This is a genomic window from Flavobacterium sp. HNIBRBA15423, from assembly GCF_052655965.1.
The window spans coordinates 395,788-417,132 of the sequence record NZ_CP199751.1; the positions used below are offsets into that span (position 1 = coordinate 395,788).

At 28.9% G+C, this 21,345-nt stretch carries 16 protein-coding genes; 13 read left to right on the forward strand and 3 right to left on the reverse strand.

The window, feature by feature from the left end:
• Positions 1–33: 33 nt before the first annotated feature.
• The 4 genes from arsM (at position 34) to ACULEV_RS01715 (ending at position 3,776) form a co-directional block, all read left to right on the forward strand.
• Entirely contained in the window at positions 34–1,002 is a 969-nt protein-coding gene (gene arsM, locus ACULEV_RS01700) for an arsenosugar biosynthesis arsenite methyltransferase ArsM (RefSeq protein WP_445456957.1), read from the forward strand.
• Positions 1,003–1,104: 102 nt separating this feature from the next.
• Positions 1,105–1,923: a hypothetical protein gene (locus tag ACULEV_RS01705; protein ID WP_445456958.1), complete on the forward strand. Its 819-nt coding sequence runs from the start codon at positions 1,105–1,107 to the stop codon at positions 1,921–1,923.
• Between the two features lie 4 nt (positions 1,924–1,927).
• The gene (locus tag ACULEV_RS01710) at positions 1,928–2,800 is read left to right on the forward strand and encodes a sterol desaturase family protein (RefSeq protein WP_445456959.1); all 873 of its coding nucleotides are present in this window, start codon (positions 1,928–1,930) and stop codon (positions 2,798–2,800) included.
• Positions 2,801–2,804: 4 nt separating this feature from the next.
• On the forward strand, positions 2,805–3,776 hold the full coding sequence (locus tag ACULEV_RS01715; RefSeq protein WP_445456960.1) for a DUF547 domain-containing protein: 972 nt from the start codon (positions 2,805–2,807) through the stop codon (positions 3,774–3,776).
• A 124-nt stretch (positions 3,777–3,900) separates the two neighbouring features.
• Here the strand turns inward: ACULEV_RS01715 and ACULEV_RS01720 are convergent, their stop codons facing one another.
• The gene (locus ACULEV_RS01720; protein WP_445456961.1) at positions 3,901–4,890 is read right to left on the reverse strand and encodes a glycoside hydrolase family 113; all 990 of its coding nucleotides are present in this window, start codon (positions 4,888–4,890) and stop codon (positions 3,901–3,903) included.
• 196 nt (positions 4,891–5,086) lie between these two features.
• Here ACULEV_RS01720 and ACULEV_RS01725 point away from each other — a divergent pair, with 196 nt between their 5' ends.
• From ACULEV_RS01725 to mptB, 6 genes are all read left to right on the forward strand, one after another.
• A complete protein-coding gene (locus tag ACULEV_RS01725) occupies positions 5,087–6,379 on the forward strand; it encodes an NAD(P)/FAD-dependent oxidoreductase (protein ID WP_445456962.1) in 1,293 nt (430 codons plus the stop codon).
• Position 6,380: 1 nt separating this feature from the next.
• Positions 6,381–8,240, forward strand: a complete 1,860-nt coding sequence (locus tag ACULEV_RS01730) for a 4Fe-4S binding protein (RefSeq protein ID WP_445456963.1) — start codon at positions 6,381–6,383, stop codon at positions 8,238–8,240.
• 76 nt (positions 8,241–8,316) lie between these two features.
• Positions 8,317–8,721: a toxin-antitoxin system YwqK family antitoxin gene (locus ACULEV_RS01735; protein WP_445456964.1), complete on the forward strand. Its 405-nt coding sequence runs from the start codon at positions 8,317–8,319 to the stop codon at positions 8,719–8,721.
• A complete protein-coding gene (locus ACULEV_RS01740) occupies positions 8,718–9,416 on the forward strand; it encodes a glycosyltransferase family 2 protein (protein ID WP_445456965.1) in 699 nt (232 codons plus the stop codon). The genes ACULEV_RS01735 and ACULEV_RS01740 overlap by 4 nt, the downstream gene beginning before the upstream one ends.
• Positions 9,416–10,900 carry a cellulose synthase family protein gene (locus ACULEV_RS01745; protein WP_445456966.1) on the forward strand — a complete coding sequence of 495 codons (1,485 nt, stop codon included), beginning with the start codon at positions 9,416–9,418 and terminating at the stop codon, positions 10,898–10,900. The genes ACULEV_RS01740 and ACULEV_RS01745 overlap by 1 nt, the downstream gene beginning before the upstream one ends.
• Positions 10,901–10,908: 8 nt before the next feature.
• Positions 10,909–12,240, forward strand: a complete 1,332-nt coding sequence (mptB, locus tag ACULEV_RS01750; RefSeq protein ID WP_445456967.1) for a polyprenol phosphomannose-dependent alpha 1,6 mannosyltransferase MptB — start codon at positions 10,909–10,911, stop codon at positions 12,238–12,240.
• 52 nt (positions 12,241–12,292) lie between these two features.
• Here mptB and ACULEV_RS01755 read toward each other — a convergent pair whose 3' ends face one another.
• Complete coding sequence (locus ACULEV_RS01755) at positions 12,293–13,573, reverse strand: UDP-N-acetylmuramoyl-tripeptide--D-alanyl-D-alanine ligase (protein ID WP_445456968.1); 1,281 nt, start codon at positions 13,571–13,573, stop codon at positions 12,293–12,295.
• Between the two features lie 69 nt (positions 13,574–13,642).
• Positions 13,643–15,340: a gliding motility lipoprotein GldJ gene (gldJ, locus tag ACULEV_RS01760; RefSeq protein WP_445456969.1), complete on the reverse strand. Its 1,698-nt coding sequence runs from the start codon at positions 15,338–15,340 to the stop codon at positions 13,643–13,645.
• A 210-nt stretch (positions 15,341–15,550) separates the two neighbouring features.
• Between gldJ and porU the strand changes: the two genes are divergently transcribed.
• The 3 genes from porU (at position 15,551) to cdd (ending at position 21,201) form a co-directional block, all read left to right on the forward strand.
• Positions 15,551–19,417, forward strand: a complete 3,867-nt coding sequence (gene porU, locus ACULEV_RS01765; RefSeq protein WP_445456970.1) for a type IX secretion system sortase PorU — start codon at positions 15,551–15,553, stop codon at positions 19,415–19,417.
• A gap of 37 nt (positions 19,418–19,454) precedes the next feature.
• On the forward strand, positions 19,455–20,654 hold the full coding sequence (gene porV / locus ACULEV_RS01770) for a type IX secretion system outer membrane channel protein PorV (RefSeq protein ID WP_445456971.1): 1,200 nt from the start codon (positions 19,455–19,457) through the stop codon (positions 20,652–20,654).
• Between the two features lie 64 nt (positions 20,655–20,718).
• Positions 20,719–21,201: a cytidine deaminase gene (gene cdd, locus ACULEV_RS01775; protein ID WP_445456972.1), complete on the forward strand. Its 483-nt coding sequence runs from the start codon at positions 20,719–20,721 to the stop codon at positions 21,199–21,201.
• The last annotated feature ends 144 nt before the right edge of the window (positions 21,202–21,345 follow it).

The following is a 21,345-nucleotide window of genomic DNA, read 5'->3' on the forward strand; positions in this document are numbered from 1 at the left end:
AATCTGTAATAAACTAAACATAATAATATAAAAATGAGTTACTTAAATGCAACTAACGACTTATACAAAAACGCAGCTTTAATTCCAGATGTTGGATTGTGCTGCACAACTACACCTATTTGGAAATTCCCTGGTCTTGAAATTCCAATGATTATGCAAGAAATGAATTATGGATGTGGAAGCACTATTTCTGCTCAAGATTTAATCAATAATCCTAAAGTTTTATACGTGGGTGTTGGTGGTGGAATGGAATTATTACAATTTGCCTATTTCTCTCGTCAAAAAGGTGGCGTTATAGGAGTAGATGTAGTTGACGAAATGTTAGATGCGTCACGCAAAAATTTTAAAATTGCAGAAAAACAAAATGATTGGTTTAAAAGCGAATTTGTAGAATTAAAAAAAGGAGATGCGCTTAATTTACCTATTGAAGATGAAAGCATAGATGTAGCCGCTCAAAATTGTTTGTTCAATATCTTTAAAGCAGAAGATTTAAAAAAAGCATTACAAGAAATGTATCGCGTTTTAAAACCTTATGGACGATTAGTAATGAGTGATCCTACTTGTGAACAAGAAATGAATGAAACATTGCGAAATGATAATCACTTGAGAGCATTATGTTTAAGTGGAAGTATTCCAATTGCCGATTATATAAAAGCTTTAACTGATGTTGGTTTTGGAACTATTGAAATTCGAGGACGTCGTCCATATCGCATCTTAGATACAGAAAATTATCCTACAGAAGAGTTAATCTATATTGAAAGTATTGAAGTATGTGCGATAAAAGATCCAATGCCACTTGATGGACCTTGTGTTTTTACAGGAAAAACAGCTATTTATTATGGGAAAGAAGATTATTTTGATGATAAAAAGGGTCATGTGTTAATGAAAAATCAACCTTTAGCTATTTGTGATAAAACTGCAAAAGCAATTGCTAGCTTAAATAGAAACGATATTTTTATTAGCGAAAGTACTTTTCATTACAACGGAGGCGGTTGTTGTTAGAAATTAAATGCAATATTTAGTACATTTTGTCTATTTATGTTTTACAGCTAACTTTTTGTTTTTTTGTTGTATATTACTTTTACCAAATTCAAAAACAAAAAAATGAAAAAAACAGCTATTTTATTTATTATTTGGACATTTGGGTTTCAATTAAGCAATGCACAAAGCCCTTGGACAAGAGAAAAAGGAAAAGCATACGTTCAACTTGGATTAACAAGTTTATCCTATGATGCAGTTCAATTTAATGGAGAAAAAATCGAAAATATTGGTGACTATTCAGATGTAACAATACAAATTTATTCTGAATATGGAATTACTTCTAAATTAGAAGCCCAACTTATTTTGCCTTATAAATTGGCTAACTATAAGGATGAAGGTATCTCAGAAAGTATTTCTGGTATAGGAAATGTAACTTTAGGTTTAAAATATAAAATATCAGATAAAAATTGGAAAATAAGTTCGGGTTTATTGTTTTCGGCAAATTCAATAAAAAAAGAGGCAACATTAGAAGTAAGCTCTACAGGCATTAATGCTTCTACTTTTTTGCCTTACATTAGTATTGGTACAAGCTATAATAAATGGTATTATTTTGGAAACATTGGCTATGCTTATATGGATAATGATTATTCCGATTATCTAAAAGCTACAATTGAAATAGGTTATAATGTAATTCCAAAAGGTCATTTAATGCTAGTTTTAGATACTAGAAACCCTGTAACAAAAGAAGATGCTTATTTTAATGATAATATTCAGTGGACATCTCACTTAGACAGGCAAGCCTATAATGCTTTTGGAATTAAAACTAATTACGAATTTATACAAGATAAATTTGGAGCTAATTTTTCAGTTTTTGGGGCTTTTGGGATAGATAATGCTCCTTTAGCACCAACTATAAATATTGGAGTTTATACAAAATTGTAAATGAATGAATAAATACAAAGAAATAATTGTTAATTCCTATTCAGGTTATTTTAACTATCTGAAAAATGAACTAACTACACTACATATAGAGAACTTTTTTTACGGTTTGATTATTATTTCTTTAATAGTCTTCGTTTTAGAAATTTTATTTCCTTGGAGAAAAAATCAACCTGTTTTTAGAAAAGGCTTTTGGTTAGATACTTTTTACATGTTTTTCAATTTTTTCTTGCTTAACATGATAATTCTAATTGCAATGAATAATGTAACTGCACAATTGTTTAATGATTTTTTATCTCTTTTTGGATTACAATTAACATCAATACAACTTGTAGATTTATCTAAGTTACCAAAAGGATTGTCATTATTCATATTTTTTATTGTGTCAGATTTTGTTCAATGGAATACACATCGATTGTTGCACCGTTTTGAGTTTTTTTGGAACTTTCATAAAGTACATCATTCAGTTACCGAAATGGGTTTTGCTGCGCATTTACGTTATCACTGGATGGAACCTGTAGTTTATAAAACATTACTTTATATTCCTTTGGCATTAATAGGTGGTTTTTCAATCAAAGATGTATTTATTGTTCATTTTATTTCCATTACAATTGGTCATTTAAATCATGCTAATATTGGTTGGGATTACGGACCATTAAAATATATTTTAAATAATCCTAAAATGCATATTTGGCATCACAGTAAAGAAATGCCTAGAAAATATGGAGCAAATTTTGGTATTTCATTAAGTTTATGGGATTATTTATTTAAGAGTAATTATATACCAAATGACGGAAAAGATATCGAGTTGGGTTTTGAAGATATTCAAAGTTTTCCAAATAATTTTATTAATCAAGAACTATATCCGTTCAAAAAATAAAAAAATGAAGCAATTATTTTTTCTGTCCTTATTACTAGTTATGGTTACTTCATGTCGTTTCAATAAAACGGATGAATCTATTAGTGTTGATACAAATGAATTAGATTCAATAAGTAAGCAAATTGAAACCACTGAAAAAATAGAGGGTGACACAAAAGCGGATAATTCTGAAGATGTAAAAAATATAGATGCTAAAAAAGAAGATTTAGTAAATTCTAAAAATGAAGGAATAGATAAAAATCAAACAGTAGAGATAGATATTGTAACACAAAAAACAATAAAAGAATCCGAAGCAGTGGAGGATGTTATTGAGAAAAAAGTTGAGGTTAATGATGTTGACCATTCACAATGGAATGCATTATTAAGAAAAAATGTTTCAAGTTTAGGTAACGTAAATTATAAAGGATTTCTTAAGGACAAGATTTTGCTAGAATCTTATTTAAATATGTTATCTGCTAAAATTCCTGATGCTAATTGGTCTAAAAATGCAAAATTAGCCTATTGGATAAATGTATATAATGCATTTACTATAAAATTAATTGTAGACAATTATCCTACAAAAAGTATAAAGAACATTGCTAATCCTTGGGGGAAAAAGTTTTTTGAATTAGAAGGAGTAAGCTACAGTTTGGAACAAGTAGAACATGAAATTTTAAGAAAAATGAACGAACCAAGAATACATTTTGCAATTAACTGTGCCTCTTATTCATGTCCAAATTTAGCAAATCAGGCTTATATTTCGAATACCATTGATAAACAGCTTACAGAAGTTACTAAAAAATTCATTAATGATTCTTCAAAGAATGTAATTACAGAAAAGGATATTAAAATATCTGAAATTTTTAATTGGTTTTCCAAAGACTTTAAAACTGCAAACACTTCAGTTATTGATTTTTTAAATAAATATTCGGAAACAAAAATTAGCGAAGAAGCTAAAGTACAGTATTTAGATTATAATTGGAGTTTAAATGAGTAGAGAAATGATTTTATCATTATGTTCTAAATCTTAGATTGAGATGATAGCTAGTAACTATAAAAAGGAAAACCTCATTATTTGTAACTTACATACTTTTTAGAACAGTATTATTCCTAAAAAAGCGTCACTTTTTTTTATAAACTTCTTTTACTATATCTAGAGAAGGTTTGTTTTGAACAGTATAATCATGGTCATTCAATCCGCCTACATCTGCATGATTTTCAAACCATTTCCATAAAAAGCCTCCAGCAAACCAATCTTCTTCCCAAAATTGATTGTACAATGCTTGTAAAGCAATTGATTGTGCTTCTAAATTAACCGATTTTTCTTGAGAAAAATTCCAAGGTTCATGAGTAGTATAATCCATGCTTTGATAACCATATTCTGTGAATAATACTTTTTTATCCAACTTTTTTGAAAAAATTTCAATATTCTTTTTATGAGTTGTCCATTTTTCTTCTAATAGTGAAATAGAAGGAGTTTGTTCGTTTACCAATGGAAAATAAGCATCAATACCTATATAATCTAATTTTTTAAAAAAAGGAACAGATTGGAAAGTGTCCCAGTTTTCAGCATAAGTTAATTTGCCTTTATAAATTTTTCTTATTTTCTCAATTAATTGATTCCAAAATGGAGTTCTGTTTTTTACAAATGAGTTTAGCTCTGTGCCGATGCAAAGTAATTCTATGTTTTCATTTTGAGCTAATTCAGCATAAAACAGCATGAATTTCTCATAATTAGCTTCAAATTGTTGCCATTCTTTTTCCGTTTTCATTTCGATATGACCAGTAAAACCTTTTGGAATCCAGATTTGAGGTTTTAACATTACTTTTATATTATTGGAATGAAAAATAGTACTAGCATTATCTATTCCTTCTTTTCGTTCACCTATCCATTGTCTTTTAGAATTATAAAAAAGAGCCGTATCATTTAAAGTTTTCATAAAAGCAAAAGGCATTAAGGTAACCCAATTTGCATTTGTTTCTAAAACAGGATTAACTTCTTCTTGGCTAGTTAATTTATTAGATGCAACAAAACTAATTCCGTTTATTTTGCTTTCTTGTGAAGAACAAAAGGCAAAAAGCAAAAAAAGTAAATAAGATAATCTTTTCATATATATAATATTTATGGTAAAGGCTACATCATTGTAAGATATTATTTTTATTGAAATATCTTAAAAAAAGGAATATATTCTTGTCAAATTAGTCAATCATTTAATTTAAGTTAAGAGTGGTTTTTTAAATAAAAGTAAGATTTCTAACTTTAATTAGTAACTTAATACTTTATTTTTACCCTGTTAAATTTTTTGTATGGAACATATTGTTATAATTGGTAATGGAATTTCAGGTGTCACACTCGCTAGGCATATTCGTAAAAATTCAGATAAAAAGATTACTATAGTTTCAGCAGAGACAGAATATTTTTTTTCAAGAACTGCTTTAATGTATGTTTATATGGGACACATGAAATTTGAACATACCCAACCTTATGAAAATCATTTTTGGAAAAAAAACAAAATAAACTTAGTATTTAAGAAAGTAGAAAAAGTTATTCCAACTGATACTATTTTACTTATGAATGATAATTCTATTCTAAAATATGATAAACTAGTTATTGCAACAGGTTCTAAATCAAATAAATTTGGTTGGTCAGGTCAAGATTTAAAAGGTGTTTTAGGTTTGTATCATAAAAACGACTTAGAGGAATTGGAAAATCTTTCAAAAGACGCAAAGCGAGCAGTTATTGTTGGAGGAGGTTTAATAGGAATAGAATTAGCCGAAATGTTAATCACTAGAAATATTCCAGTTACATTTTTAGTGAGAGAAGCTCATTTTTGGGGTGGAGTTTTACCAGAAGGAGAAGCAAAATTAATTGGAAAACATATCTTAGAACATCATATAGATTTGCGATTAGATACTAATTTAAAAGAAATTGTTTCAGATGAAAATGGAAGAGCAAAAGCTGTTATAACAGAAGCAGGTGAAATAATAGAATGTAATATAGTTGGTTTAACCGTGGGAGTTTCACCTAATATAGATTTTCTAAGAGATTCAGGAATTGAAACTAATCGAGGTGTATTAGTAAATCGATTTTTGGAAACAAACATTCCAAATATATATGCAATTGGAGATTGCGCAGAACAACATGAAGCTATAGGATATAGAAAAAATATTGAAGCAGTTTGGTATACAGGTAGAATGATGGGTGAAGTTTTAGCACAAACAATATGTGGAAACAAAATGCAATACAATCCTGGACACTGGTTTAATTCAGCTAAATTTCTGGATATAGAATATCAAACCTATGGTTGGGTTTGGGCAAAACCAAAAGATTACGAGAACCAATTTTATTGGGAACATAAATCCGGAAAAATAGCTATCCGTATTTCTTACCATAAGAGAACTAATGAATTTTTAGGAATAAATACTTTTGGAATAAGAATGCGTCATGAGTTCTTTAATAAAGTTTTAAGTGATAAGGAAAGTGTAGACTTTGTAGTGGAAAACTTAAAGCAAGCCAATTTTGACCCTGAATTTTATACTCATTATGAAAAAGAGATTGTAAATCAATTTAAAAAAGAATTGCAAACTTTAAAAGCTTAAGATGAAAAAATTAAAAACTTTACGATTTATAGGCTTAGTTGTTTTTGTTGCATCGGTATTTATTTTTATTGCAACTTTAGGCATTGGTAGTTATTCTTTAACCGAAAATGTTATTAAAGAAAAATTTTCAGGTAAGCCCGAAAGAGTTATTGCAACTTTTACGAATGTAGCAAAAGAAAGAGAAATTTTAAATAAAGAAATCGAAAATCCATTTTCTTTTAATAACGAAATAACTGCATTATTAGAAACATATAATACAAAAATAACTTCGGATATTGAGACTGAAAAAGGACTTTCTAAAGCTGAAATTAATCAAATATTTTCTAAGTCTATAACAGATAATAAGGTAAATTATTCAAAGACTGTATTAGAATCTGTTTTCCAAAATAATTCCGATAAAGTAAGACTAGTTGATGAAGCTACAAATTGGATGTATTCGTCAGCTAAAAAATATGAAAAAGTAGCTGATTTTAAAAATGATTTCAATAATAAAATAGCAGATATAAATAGAAATAATGCACAAGAGTTCTTGTTGGATGATAATAAGTATACCAAATTTGATATTGCAAAATCATCAATTACTGGGTCATTAAAAGAAAATAAGATACTATACTTATTTTTAACTTTTGGTTTAGGAGTTATTGGTTCGTTATTATTTATTATTACAGGATTGTTTCTTGAACCTATTGCAGGAATTAAAAATAATGGTATTTATTTGTCTGAAGCCACGAATAGAGGTTGGGTAGCACTATTTGTATTTGTATTCTTAGTTTCTTTTTACATCTTATTATATTTTTATCCCTACTACATTGTTAATTGGACGAATATTGTAGACCCTTTAAAATCTTTATTTAAAGAAGGAGCAAAAGCTTCCCAATGGTTTCTTTATGGAGTTTTATATTGTGTATCTATGCTAGTTATGGGAATACGAATGTTCATCAAATATAGACACAATAGCTATCAAATTGTACGAACAGCAAGCGTTTTGTTCTTCCAAATCATTTTTGCTTTTTTACTAGTTGAAATTTTACCTTTATTTGATTTACCAGGTGTAGATTTAAAAAATGCTTGGCCACTAGATTATAATTTTGTAACAGATTGGAACGTAAAAAAACATTTAGAAGCAGGTCATTTGGGCAAGTTTATGTTTGTTTGGGGAATAGTTTTAAGTTTGATTATTGTTCCAGTAATGGTTTATTTGTATGGTAAACGTTGGTATTGTTCTTGGGTTTGTGGTTGTGGTGGTTTAGCAGAAACATTAGGCGATCCATATAGACAATTATCAGACAAAAGATTAATAGCTTGGAAAATCGAAAGATGGACGATTTATCCCATTTTAGTTTTTGCTATTATTATGACTATTGTGGTAGGTTATAATACTTATAATATTGTTTATAATCCTTTAAAAATAGGAGATAATTCATTATTTGGAATTAACGCTTACAAAATAAATGAAATTTACGGATTTCTTATAGGTTCTATTTTTGCAGGAGTAATTGGCACTGGATTTTATCCTATTCTTGGAAACCGTTCTTGGTGTCGTTTTGGCTGTCCTTTAGCAGCTTATATGGGTATAATACAACGCTTTAAATCCAGATTTAGAATTACAACAAATGGTGGGCAATGTATTTCATGTGGAAACTGTTCTACTTACTGTGAGCAAGGAATAGACGTGAGAGCTTATGCACAAAAAGGAGAAAATATTGTGAGAGCGTCTTGTGTAGGATGTGGAATTTGCGCTGCTGTATGTCCTAGAGGTGTGTTGAAATTGGAAAATACATCAGAAAAGGGAAGAATTAATCCTAACGAAATTTTATTAGGTAATGATGTAAATTTACTGGATTTAATCAATCATAAATAACTTAAAAATCCAAGAATGCTATTTCAACGTATATTAATTTATAAGTTTATTTTTTTTGGATAATTTAAAAAAGAATATGAATAAAATTGTTATACTATACTTTTTTTTGGCAACAATACCTTTTACTTTTGGACAAAAGTCTTATGTTAAAAATTATTATGAAAATGGTAATTTAAAAGAAGAAGGCTGGGTGGAAAATAACCAAAAAGTTGATTATTGGTTTTTTTATAATGATAATGGCACAAAAAAAGAAGAAGGACATTTTAATGAAAATCAAAAAGTAAAATGGTGGATTTTTTATAATAGTAAAGGAAAAGTTAGTAAAAAAAGTGAATTTAAAAATAATAAATTAAATGGATTCACCATTGTCTATGAAAAAAATAAGATCATACGTGCTGAAGAATACTTTATGAATGAAAAAATAAATCAATGGGAAAGTGTAGCAGCTTTCAAAAAAGATAATCCGTTTCTATTTTTATGATACAACCAATAATAAAGGTAGTTATTCCTGCTTTTAATGAAGAGAAAGCGATTGTTAATGTAATAAGTGAAATTCCCAGTATTGTTTCTGAAATTATTATAGTCGATAATAATTCTAATGATAAAACGGCATTAGTTTCTAAAAATGCAGGAGCAACTGTTCTATTTGAATCTAGGAAAGGCTATGGATATGCTTGTTTAAAAGGATTAGATTATATAAGTGAACAAAATGAAAAACCACACATTATTGTTTTCTTAGACGGGGATTATTCTGATTATCCAGAAGAATTATTAAGAATAATAGAACCTATTCTAAATCAAGATATCGATTTTGTAATAGGAGCAAGAGTAGAGAAGTTTCGAGAAAAAGGAGCGATGACTCCTCAACAAATTTTTGGTAATTGGTTGGCAACTTTTTTAATGAAAGTTTTCTTTAACGCTAAGTTTTCCGATTTAGGACCTTTTAGAGCTATTAAATATCAAAAATTATTAGCTTTACAAATGGAAGATAAGACCTATGGCTGGACAGTAGAAATGCAATTAAAGGCTTTAAAGCAAAATCTTACATATATAGAAATACCAGTTCATTATAAAAACAGAATTGGCGTTTCAAAAGTATCTGGAACAGTGAAAGGAACCATAATGGCAGGAATAAAAATCATAGGTTGGATACTTAAATATAGTTTAAAAAAATAATGACATATCTTATACTTTCTTACATAATTTTATTTTTTTATAGCTTATCAATAGTATTGATTTTCTTCTATAGTTTGGCCCAATTTAATTTGCTTTTAAACTATTTAAAAAGTAAAAAGCAAGTTCAAAAGAGAGAGAAATTTGACTTTAAAAATGCTTCTGAAATTCCTTTTGTGACTATTCAGCTTCCTGTTTTTAATGAAAAATATGTAATAGAAAGACTGTTGCAAACTATTTCAAAATTAGAATATCCACAAGAAAAACTTCAAATTCAAGTTTTAGATGATTCAATTGATGATTCTGTTATAGAAACAAAACAGATAATTGATAGTATTGCAAAAAATGGAATAGATATTCAACATATAAGAAGAGAAAATAGAGTAGGTTTTAAAGCTGGTGCGCTAAAGGAAGGTTTAAAAACGGCAAAGGGAGAGTTTATAGTAATTTTTGATGCAGATTTCGTTCCAAAAACAGATTGGCTTTTGCAAACCATTCCTTATTTTAAAGATGAAAAAGTGGGTGTGGTTCAAACACGATGGGGACATATAAACAGGAACTTTTCTTTATTGACAAAAATTCAGGCTTTTGCTCTAGATGCTCATTTTACATTAGAACAAGTAGGACGTAATTCAAAAGAACATTTTATTAATTTTAATGGTACAGCTGGTGTTTGGAGAAAATCTTGTATTATAGATGCAGGAAATTGGGAAAGTGATACTCTAACGGAAGATTTAGATTTAAGTTATAGAGCCCAATTAAAAGATTGGCAATTTGTTTATTTGGAAGATATTGAAACTCCAGCAGAACTTCCTGTGGTTTTAAGTGCAGCTCGTTCTCAACAGTTTAGATGGAATAAAGGAGGAGCAGAGAATTTTAAAAAAATGTCAAAAAGAGTAATTGAAGCTCATAATATTAAAACAAAGACAAAATTGCATGGCTTATTACATCTTTTAAATAGCTCTATGTTTTTATGCATTTTTGCAATGGCTATTTTAAGTGTTCCAGCGTTGTATATTAAAAATGAATTTCCACATTTAAAAATTTTGTTCAATATTGTTGCATTTTTTGTAGTTACATCAATTATCTTCTTTATCTGTTATTGGTTTACCTATAAGAAAATTAATGGAGGAGGAATTAGTAGTTTCTTTAGATATATTAGAATGTTTTTTACTTTTTATACTATTGCTATGGGGTTTTCTTTTCAGAATACAATAGCTGTTTTAGAAGGGTTAATAGGTAAAAAAAGTGAATTTGTAAGAACTCCAAAATTTAATATAGAATCATTAAAAGAAAAATGGAAAGAAAATGTTTATATATCTCACAAGATTTCTAAAAACACTATTGTAGAAGGTTTATTAGTTTTGTACTTTCTATTTGGTATTTATAGTGGGTATATGTTAAATGATTTTGGATTGTTACCTTTTCATTTAATGTTGCTAATTGGTTATGGATATGTTTTTGTAAAATCATTTAAATCAACCTAAAATTGAATTTGTCTTCTATAAAATATAAAGATACTTATCTTGTTGTTTTATCTATTGTGGCTTATGTCAATTTAGGTTATTTTGTAGTAAGAGAAAATTTCTCTTTTTTATTTCTCTTTTATTCCCTTGCTTTTATAGCTTTTTATTTTTTTTATTCTTCACAATTTCTTTCCGAAAAGAAATTATTTACGTTTGGGGTAATTTTTAGAGTATTATTATTGTTTTGTTTGCCTTTTTGGTCACAAGATTTTTATCGTTTCATTTGGGATGGAAGATTAGTCCTTTCAGGAATTAATCCTTATTTATTTCGACCAAATGATTTGATTGAAAATATAACGATGTTTCAATCTCAAGAATTATATAAAGGAATGGGAGATTTAAGCGCTTCTCATTTTTCAAATTATCCTCCAGTTAATCAGTTTGTTTTTAGTATTGCAGCTATATTTTCACCTAAATCTATTTTTTTTTCATCCTTTATTTTTAAGATAATTATTCTTTTTTCAGACATTGGAATTTACCATTTTGGAAAAAAAATACTATATTTTTTAAATTTGGATACTAAGTGTATTTTTTTATATTTTTTAAATCCTTTAGTTATAGTTGAACTCGTAGGAAATGCTCATTTCGAAGGAGTAATGTTGTTGTTCTTTGTTTTAGGAATATATTTTTTCTTTAAAAACAAATGGTTAGTGAGTGCTCTATTTATTGCTTTATCTATATCAACTAAGTTGTTGCCTTTATTGTTATTACCTTTTTTTTATCAAATGCTAGGTTTTAAAAAGAGTGTTGCTTTTTATGCAATAGTTATATTAATTAATCTTATTCTTTTTTTGCCTTTTATTTCAGAAACCTTAATTCATAACTATTCCGAAACGATTTCTCTGTGGTTTGTGAATTTTGAATTTAACGCGAGTTTTTATTATATATTTAGAGAAATTGGGTATTGGATCAAAGGATATAATACAATAGGTACTATTGGAAAAATTACACCTGTTTTCTCAATTTTAGTTATTCTTTTTTATTCGCTTTTAAAAAGCAATAAAACTCTTAAGCATTTTTTTGTAAATAGTTTGTTTGCTCTTACTATTTACTTTTTATTGGCTACAACTGTACACCCTTGGTATATAACTAATCTATTAATTATTGCAATTTTTACAAAATATAGATTTATTGTTACTTGGACTTTTACAGTAGTTTTAAGCTATTTTGTTTATAGTCAAGTACCTTTCAAAGAGAATCTTTTTATTGTTTTCTTAGAATATTTATTTGTATTTGTTTTCCTTTTTTATGAGCTCATGAAGCCCTCTTTTCCTTTAACTAATAAAATTGATAAAGAATAATTATAATTAATTGTTTTATTTACTTAACTATTACTATTTTTCTTTATTCTAATTATAAAAGTTCTAAAACTCTTTCTAAAGCCATACCTCTTGAACCTTTTATTAAAATTAAACCGTTTTCAGGAATTTGTTTGGTGAATGAATTTGTAAAACTTGTAAAAGTGTCAAAAAAATGGAAGCTATTTTTTTCAATTTTATTAGTATAAAAATCATTTCCAATAAAATAACAAGTTATGTTGTTTTGTTCTTTTAGTGTCTCAATAACTTTTTTATGCTCATTTAAACTTTCTGTACCTAGTTCAAACATATCTCCAAAAATGATAGTTTTATTTGCGTGATTAAGTTGAATGAAATTTTGAATCGCAGCACTCATACTACTAGGATTAGCGTTATAAGCATCTAAAATAATTTCGTTATTATTTTTCTTAATTAATTGGGATCGATTGTTTGTTGGAATATATTCTTCAATAGCCTCTTTTATTAAGTTGGTTTCAATTGAAAAATAATTGCCAATAGTAATGGCTACATTAATATTGTTTGCATTATAGATGCCAATTAAATTTGATTTTATTGTTTGATTCTTGTAATTTACTTGAACCATAGGATTAGCTTTAATATCTTTTATTATGACATCACTATTCTTATCTGTTGAAAATGTATATCTCTTACTGTTTTTTGTTTTTTTGTTTTGTAATTCATCATCAAGGTTTACAAAAACTTCTTTGTGTTCTTTTTCAAGATGTTTATACAGTTCACTTTTACCTTCTATAACACCTTCGACTCCACCAAAACCTTCCAAATGTGCTTTTCCAAAATTGGTTATGTAACCATAATCTGGTTCGGCAATATTGCAAAGAAATTCTATTTCTTTCTTATGATTGGCTCCCATTTCAACAATTCCTATCTCTGTTTTTTTTGTAAAAGACAATAATGTTAATGGAACACCTATGTGATTATTAAGGTTACCTACAGTAGCTGTGGTTTTAAATTTCTTTGATAGCACACAATTGATTAATTCTTTTGTAGTTGTTTTTCCATTGCTACCAGTTAACGCTATAATTTTTGTTCCTAATGTTCTTCTGTGAAAATTAGCAAGCTTTTGTAAGGCAACTAAGGTATTAGGTACTAATATGGTTCGGTCGTCAATATAATAGTCGTTATTGTCTATAATAACATATTTTGCTCCTTTTTCTAAGGCTTCTTTTGAGAAAGTATTTGCATCAAATTTTTCACCTTTTAAGGCAAAGAACATGTTATTAGGTTCTATTTTTCTTGTATCTGTTATAACTGAGTTGCACTCTAGAAATTTTGTGTATATAGCTTCAATATTCATAAAGCGAATATAATAAAAAAGCCCATTTTTTTAAAAAAATGGGCTTTTAATATGAAAATTATTTTTGTCTTAGAATTTTGGATTTCCTCTAGGTGTTTTCTTGTTTGATTTAGGACCTACTTTAGACATTGCATTTCTAAATCCAATGTAATCAGTTGCCATATCTTGAGGAAAATATCTTCTAGATGCTGGATCTAACCAATATGCTCTATCTCTCCAAGAACCTCCTTTATACACTCTTACTTCGTTGTTTACTAAAGTTGTTCTCTTGTCTGATTTGTCATATTTTTTATTCATTTCTCCAGAAGCACTATCTATAGAAATTGAATGTTTAGGTGATTCATACATTCTTTTGCTATCGTCTGCTTCACCTTCGTCTTCAGAACCAAAATCAAAATATCTTGTAGAAGGTTTATCTCCATCTCTATAATCTCTATTGTCTGAAGTTGAGAAATTTTGTCTTAAATATGTTTCTTCTTCATCAACTGGAATTTGAGCTACTTGACCTGGGAAGTTTCTTGCTAAAATTTTACCGTTACTTAATGTATCGTATTTAATGTTTTCAGCAGTTACAACTTCAACAATTCCATCTTCACCAATCTTATTTTTCATGTAAACGTTACCTCTGTAGTAGTTGAAATCATTTGCCTCATCATCTACTACTGGTCTGTATACATCGGCTACCCATTCTGCTACATTTCCAGCCATATCATATAGACCAAAATCATTTGCAGGATAACTTTTTACTTTATTGGTAATATCTGCACCATCATCACTCCAACCAGCAATACCACCATAATCACCTCTACCTTGCTTGAAGTTAGCTAATTGATCGCCTCTTTGTTGTCTTGTTCCAGAACGAGTATATTGACCATTCCATGGGTATTTCTTTTGCCCTTTATATATGTTGAATTCTCTGTTTCCAACTAATGCAGATGCAGCATATTCCCATTCTGCTTCAGTAGGTAATCTGAATTCAGGAAGAATTAAACCAGAGTTTATTTGCGCATAAACATTTTTAGCCGTATCAGAAACTTCTTTTCTTCCACCATTCATTTCTCTTTTTATAAGAATATCTTCGTTTCCACCATATGTTTTTGTTGGGGCAGATAAATAAGTTTCAGTACTGAAAGTCGATTCAGCTGTAACTTCAGAACCTAATTTTACTTTAGAATCTTTCTTTAAGTACCCATTTTTCTCTAACATATTTTCGTTTACACGATCTGTTCTCCACTTACTAAATTCAACTGCTTGAATCCAGTTAACACCAACTACAGGATATTCCGCATAAGCTGGATGTCTTAAGTAGTTGTTTGTCATAGTTTCGTTATAACCAAGACGGTTTCTCCAAACTAATGTATCAGGAATTGCACCTGTATATATGTTTTTGTAATTTTCTTCCGTTGGAGGAAAAACTGTTTTTAACCAAAACAAGTATTCAGTATACATTAAATTTGTAACTTCAGTTTCATCCATGTAGAAAGACTGAATGTGTTGTTGACTTGGAGAATTATTCCAGTCATGCATTACATCATCTTGTACTTTACCCATTGTAAAAGTACCACCTTCAATAGGAACCATTCCAGGAGGAGTTTCTTGTTGGGTAAACTTAGAATTGTGTTGGAAGCCACCATTTTTATCATTGATCTTCCATCCAGTAGCTCTTGAGGCTCCTTTTGTGCTAGAACTTTTGCTACAACTGCTCAAACCAATAGTTATTGATAATATCAATAACGCCTTCAAAGTCATAATTTGCTTAATTTTCATACTCTAGTAGGTAATAAATTTAGTGTCGCAAGATAGTAATTATGTGTTAATTTGCAACATGATTTTAAAAAAATGTAAAAAAAAATTAATTTTATGTTAAAATTGCTTTATTACAACGAATTATTTCATTTTTTATTGTGTTAATACTGTATTTTAATTTTTTTTATTTCTCTTTGTAATATTAAATCACTAATTGCGTTATTCTTCTAAATGAAAAAGAAAATATTATATGCCTTTCTTTTGATTGGGACTGTTTTAAGTGCTCAGAATAGTAAATCCGTTAATTTAAAATGGAATGATGGAGTCATATATTCTAGTGATGATTTTAAATATAAGTATCCTAGTTTTGATGGTTTGTTTTTTTCTTTAAACTTAGCAGAAGCTACTATTTTTTATAAAGGGGAAGAAATTGTGCCTAATTTGATAGATGAAAATTCTCTATTGGTTACAAATATTTCATATCAAACTCTAAATGAAGAAGAGTTGTTTAATTTAGATAAAGATAAAATTCCCACTTCTATACTTCCAAAGATTGAATCATTTGTTGCTCGTGATCAATTTGTTTCTTTGTTTACTTTTTCACCAATTGTAAAAATTGGTAACGCATATAAGAAAGTTGTTTCTTTGAATTATAATTATAGTTTTAAGTCTAATCCTAATCGTTTTTTGGGAATACAAAGTATAACAAATTCTGTTTTTGCTTCTGGAAATTGGTATCAGTTTTATGTCGAAAAATCGGGAGTATATAAAATTTCTAAATCTTTTTTACAAAGTTTAGGACTTAATGTAAATGTAGATCCTAGAAATATTAAAATATATGGTAATGGAGGAAGAATGCTTCCTTTGTTAAATAGTACTTTTTATCCTGAAGATATAGAAGAGAATGCGATTCAATTTATAGGTGAAGAGGATGGCGTTTTTAATGATAGTGATTATATTTTGTTTTATGCTGAAGGTGTTGATACATGGAATACTGAAAGTTTAACAAAAAATAATCTCTTTTCTGACAAGTCCTATTATTATGTTACTTCAAGTGGAGGTCAAGGTAAAAGAATTGTTCCTGCAACTGAACCGCAAACTAGTGCTTCATTAAATTTTACTCAGTTTGATGATGTTCTGATTTATGAAAAAGATTTAGTTAATGTTGCTAAAGTAGGTAGAAGATGGTTTGGTGAAGCGTTTAATGTTAATAATAATCAAACCTTTAATTTTTCTATTCCTAATGTTGATACTTCAGTACCAATTACAATAAAGGTTAATTTGGCTTCAACATCCTTTGGTAATACATCCTTTAGTATTAAAGCGAATAATCAATCTTTAGGAAATGTGAGCTTTCCAGCTTTGCAAAGTGGCAGTACAGCTGAAGGTTTTGAGAATGTTTTGAATAGTTCTTTTGTGGCTTCTTCATCTGTTTCAATTGATTTAACTTATAATAATGGAGGGGTACCATCTTCTAATGGTTATTTAGATTTTATAATATTAAGATCGAAAAGAAATTTGCAAGGATATGGAAAACAGTTTTTATTTTACAATAATGATGAGCAAAATAATATAGGTGTAGGACAATATACTATTTCTAATGCGAACTCGATAAATCAAGTTTGGGATATTACCGATATTTATAATGTGACTAGCTATCCAAATGCAAATCAATCTTCGTTTTCGTTTAAAGTTCCTCTTGGTTTTCAAAAAAAATATATCGCACTTGATAATGCAGATTATTATACTCCTTTAAAAGAGACTATTACTAGTGTTTACAATCAAAATTTGAAAGGAACAATTTTTAATGACAATCAAGGTAATTTTCAAGATATAGATTATTTAATAATCACTTCTGGTTTTTTGGTAAATCAAGCAGAGCGTTTAGCTAATTTTCATAGGAATAATTCAGGTCTAGTTGTTAAAGTGGTTAGTTTAGAGTCTATTTATCAAGAATTCAGTTCAGGAAAGCAAGATATAGCTGCTATTCGAAATTTCATCAGATATGTATATTGGAATGCTTCGGAGCCTTCCAAAAGAGTAAAATATGTGAATCTTTTTGGTGATGCTTCTTACGATTATAAAGATCGATTGACAAATAATACTAATATTGTTCCAGTTTTTCATGGTTTTAATCCAAATGCAGGGGAAGTTAACAATTCATCTAATATGTCTTTGTTTACTGCGTTTATATCTGATGATTTTTTTGGATTAATGGATGATAATGAAGGTCCAATGTTAAGTGGTAGTGATGGTATTGATATTGCTACAGGAAGAATGTTGGTTTCCTCTGTAGAACAAGCTCGTCAAGTGGTTGATAAAGTTATTGATTATTATGACGAACAATCTTATGGAAGATGGAGAAATAATTATATAATTTACTCTGATGATGCTGACACAGAGAGTGATGCTCAATTGCAATTTGCTTTGGATAATTTGGCTGACGAATTGACAAGTCAAAAACCTTTTGTGAATGTTAAAAAAATTCATACAGATGCCTATATTCAGCAAGTAACTGCAGGAGGAGAGCGTTATCCTGATGCAAAAAATGATTTTCTAGATGCTTTACAATTAGGGGCGTTGGTTATTAATTATTTAGGGCATGGTAGTGAAGAATCTTTAGCAAGAGAACGTTTGTTTGAAAAGTTAGATGCTCAGAATCTACATAATCCATATAGATATCCTCTATTTATAACAATTACTTGCGATTTTACTCGTTTTGATGATCCAAATCGTTTTTCAGGTGGTGAATATTTGTATTGGAACGCTCAAGGCGGTGCAGTTAGTCTTATTGCAACAACAAGACTGATAGGTGTTAATACAGGACTCGTTATGAATGATTTATTGAATGAAAGATTATATGCTTTTGGTTCAAATGAGTATCCAACCATAGCTGAAGCACTTCGGTTAGTGAAATTACAACCTGGAACCTCAGATAATAGAAGGGTTGTTTCTTATATAGGTGATCCAGCTTTAAAATTAGCAATACCAAAACCTAAAGTGGTTTTGACAGAAGTTAATGATGTTCCAATAGATCAATTTACAGGCACCTTTCAAGCTTTAAGTTTAATGAAAATTAAAGGAAGTGTAGTTGATGAGAATGATGCGGTAATCACAAATTATAATGGGGATTTAGCAGTGCAAATTTTTGATAAGGATATTAATAGATCTACATTAGGAAATAATGGAGCTTCAAACGCATCGGGTTTAATAATAATGGATTTTACTACAATTGGAGAAACCATTTTTAGAGGTAATGCTTCAGTTACAAATGGAGTTTTTGAATTGAGTTTTGTAGTGCCTCAAGACATTAAAATACCAGTTGGAAATGGAAAAATTAGCTTTTATTCAAAAAGGAGTAATCCTATTTTGGAAGATCAAACAGGTTACAATAAGGATATTCTTATAGGCGGTGTGAATACTAATGCTCCTGTAGATAATACTCCGCCTGTGGTTAGATTGTATTTGAACGATGAGGGTTTTGTTTCTGGTGGAATTTCTAATTGTTCTCCTATATTATTAGCTTTTTTAGAAGATGAAAATGGAATAAATACAGCTAGTGGAATTGGTCACGATATTGTAGCTATTCTAGATGGAGACGAATCTAATCCTTATGTTTTAAATGATTATTATGAAACCGAGAATGACGATTTTACTCGAGGAAAAGTAAGATATCAATTTAGAGATTTGTCTCCTGGGTTACATACTATTGTTTTTAAAGCTTGGGATGTGTATAATAATTTGGTAACAACAGAGATTCAGTTTAATGCTGTCTGTGGAAGTGAAAATATAACTTTAGAAAGAGTTCTTAATTATCCTAATCCCTTTGTTAGTTATACGGAGTTTTGGTTTACACACAATAGACCATTTGAACCACTAGATGTTCAGGTTCAGATTTTAACAATCACAGGAAAGTTGGTAAGAACCATTAATCAACAAGTGGTTACTGATGGATTTTTATGTAGGGATTTGAAATGGGATGGTAAAGACGATTTTGGTGATAAAATAGGTAAAGGTGTATATGTTTATAAGTTAACTGTAAGATCTGCAAATAATGGTGATTCAGCAGAAAAATATGAGAAACTTGTAATACTATAATAAAATATTATATTTGTCTAATTAATTTACAACAAGAATGAAGAAAATAGCAGTTTTTTTAACTATATTTATAACAGGTCAATATTTAAAAGCTCAAGAAAGAGTTATTACGACAGGTGTTCCTTTTTTATTAATTGCTGCCGATGCAAGATCTGCTGGTATGGGTGATATGGGTGTGGCAACTTCTACAGATGCATTTTCACAACAACACAATCCTGCTAAATATGCTTTTTCTTTAGAAAAACAAGGTTTTTCTTTAAGTTATACTCCTTATTTAACAAGTATAGCTAATGATATATCTTTAGGTCAAGTAACTTATTTTAATAGAATTAATGAAAGAAGTGCTTTTGCAGCTTCACTTCGTTATTTTGGATTAGGAGATATTCAATTAACAAATGCCTCAGGTGATTTACAAAATGTTGTTAGTCCAAATGAGCTAGCTTTAGATGGTTCCTATTCTTTAAAATTAAGTGAGCGTTTTTCTATGGCTGTAGGAGGTAGATTTATTCGTTCTAATTTAAAAATTGCAACAGAAGGTAATGACGCTACTGCAGCTTCTACTTTTGCTGTAGATATTGCAGGATATTATCAATCAGAAGAAATTGCTTATGAGGATTTTAATGGTAGATGGAGAGCAGGTTTTAATTTTCAAAATTTAGGACCAAAAATTAATTACGATAACGATAGATTAGAAGAGAATTCAAATTTCATTCCTTCCAATATGCGTTTAGGAGCAGGTTTTGATTTTATCTTTGACGAATATAATAAAGTGGCTGTTTCTGCTGAGATAACAAAATTATTAGTGCCAACACCTCCTGCTTTAATTACTGAAGTTAATGAAGATTTGAATGGTGATGGAAATATTGATGAAGCTGATGTTAGACAAGCAAATAGTAATGCGAGTTTAGACTATAGAAAAACAGGCTGGGTAAGTGGAATTTTTAAATCTTTCAATGATGCTCCAGATGGATTTGGTGAAGAATTAAAAGAGTTTACTTATGCTTTAGGAGCTGAATATGCTTATCAAGATTCTTTCTCATTAAGAACAGGATATTTTCATGAAAGTCCTACAAAAGGAGCTAGAAAATATTTTACTTTAGGAGCAGGATTTAAATACAATGCAGTTAAAATAGACGTTTCTTATTTGTTTTCAGCGTCGAAAGTAAGAAACCCATTAGAAAACACACTTCGTTTTTCACTATCATTTAATTTTGGTGATGGTTATGATGAATTATAATATAAAAATACTAAAAATTAAAGTATCCAAATTCCTCTAGAGTTTGGATTTTTTTTCCTTATATATGAAGCAAATTACTATTACAACAACATTTTCAGTTTATGATTCTTTAGAAGAATTGAACAAGGAAGATAAAAAAATCATGTTGCAAGCCATTGAAGCAAGAAAAAAAGCATACGCTCCTTACTCTAAATTTAGCGTTGGTACCGCAGTTTTATTAGATAATAATGAGGTTATTTTAGGGGCTAATCAAGAAAATGCTGCTTATCCATCAGGATTGTGTGCAGAGAGAGTGGCTATTTTTTATGCTGGAGCAAATTATCCAAATGCAAAAGTTTTAAAATTATTTATTTCAGCATCCCCTCAGGATAGAGAATTAGAAGACCCTATTCCTCCTTGTGGGTCTTGTAGGCAGTCAATTGCTGAATATGAAATGAAGCAAGATGTTGAAATTGAGATTTATTTTATGGGCTCAAAAGGGAAAGTATATCACTCAAATTCATTGAAAAATTTATTGCCTTTTCTATTTGAAAAAAAGCATCTATAACGTTATCGTTGATAAAATATAACATATTCGTAATAAAATAAAGAAAATTGATAAGAATTAATTTTTTCAATAGGCTTGTATGTAGTATTTTTGCTTTTTGTAAAATTTTTCAAATGAAGTTTTTATCTTTTTTTGTAAAATAAT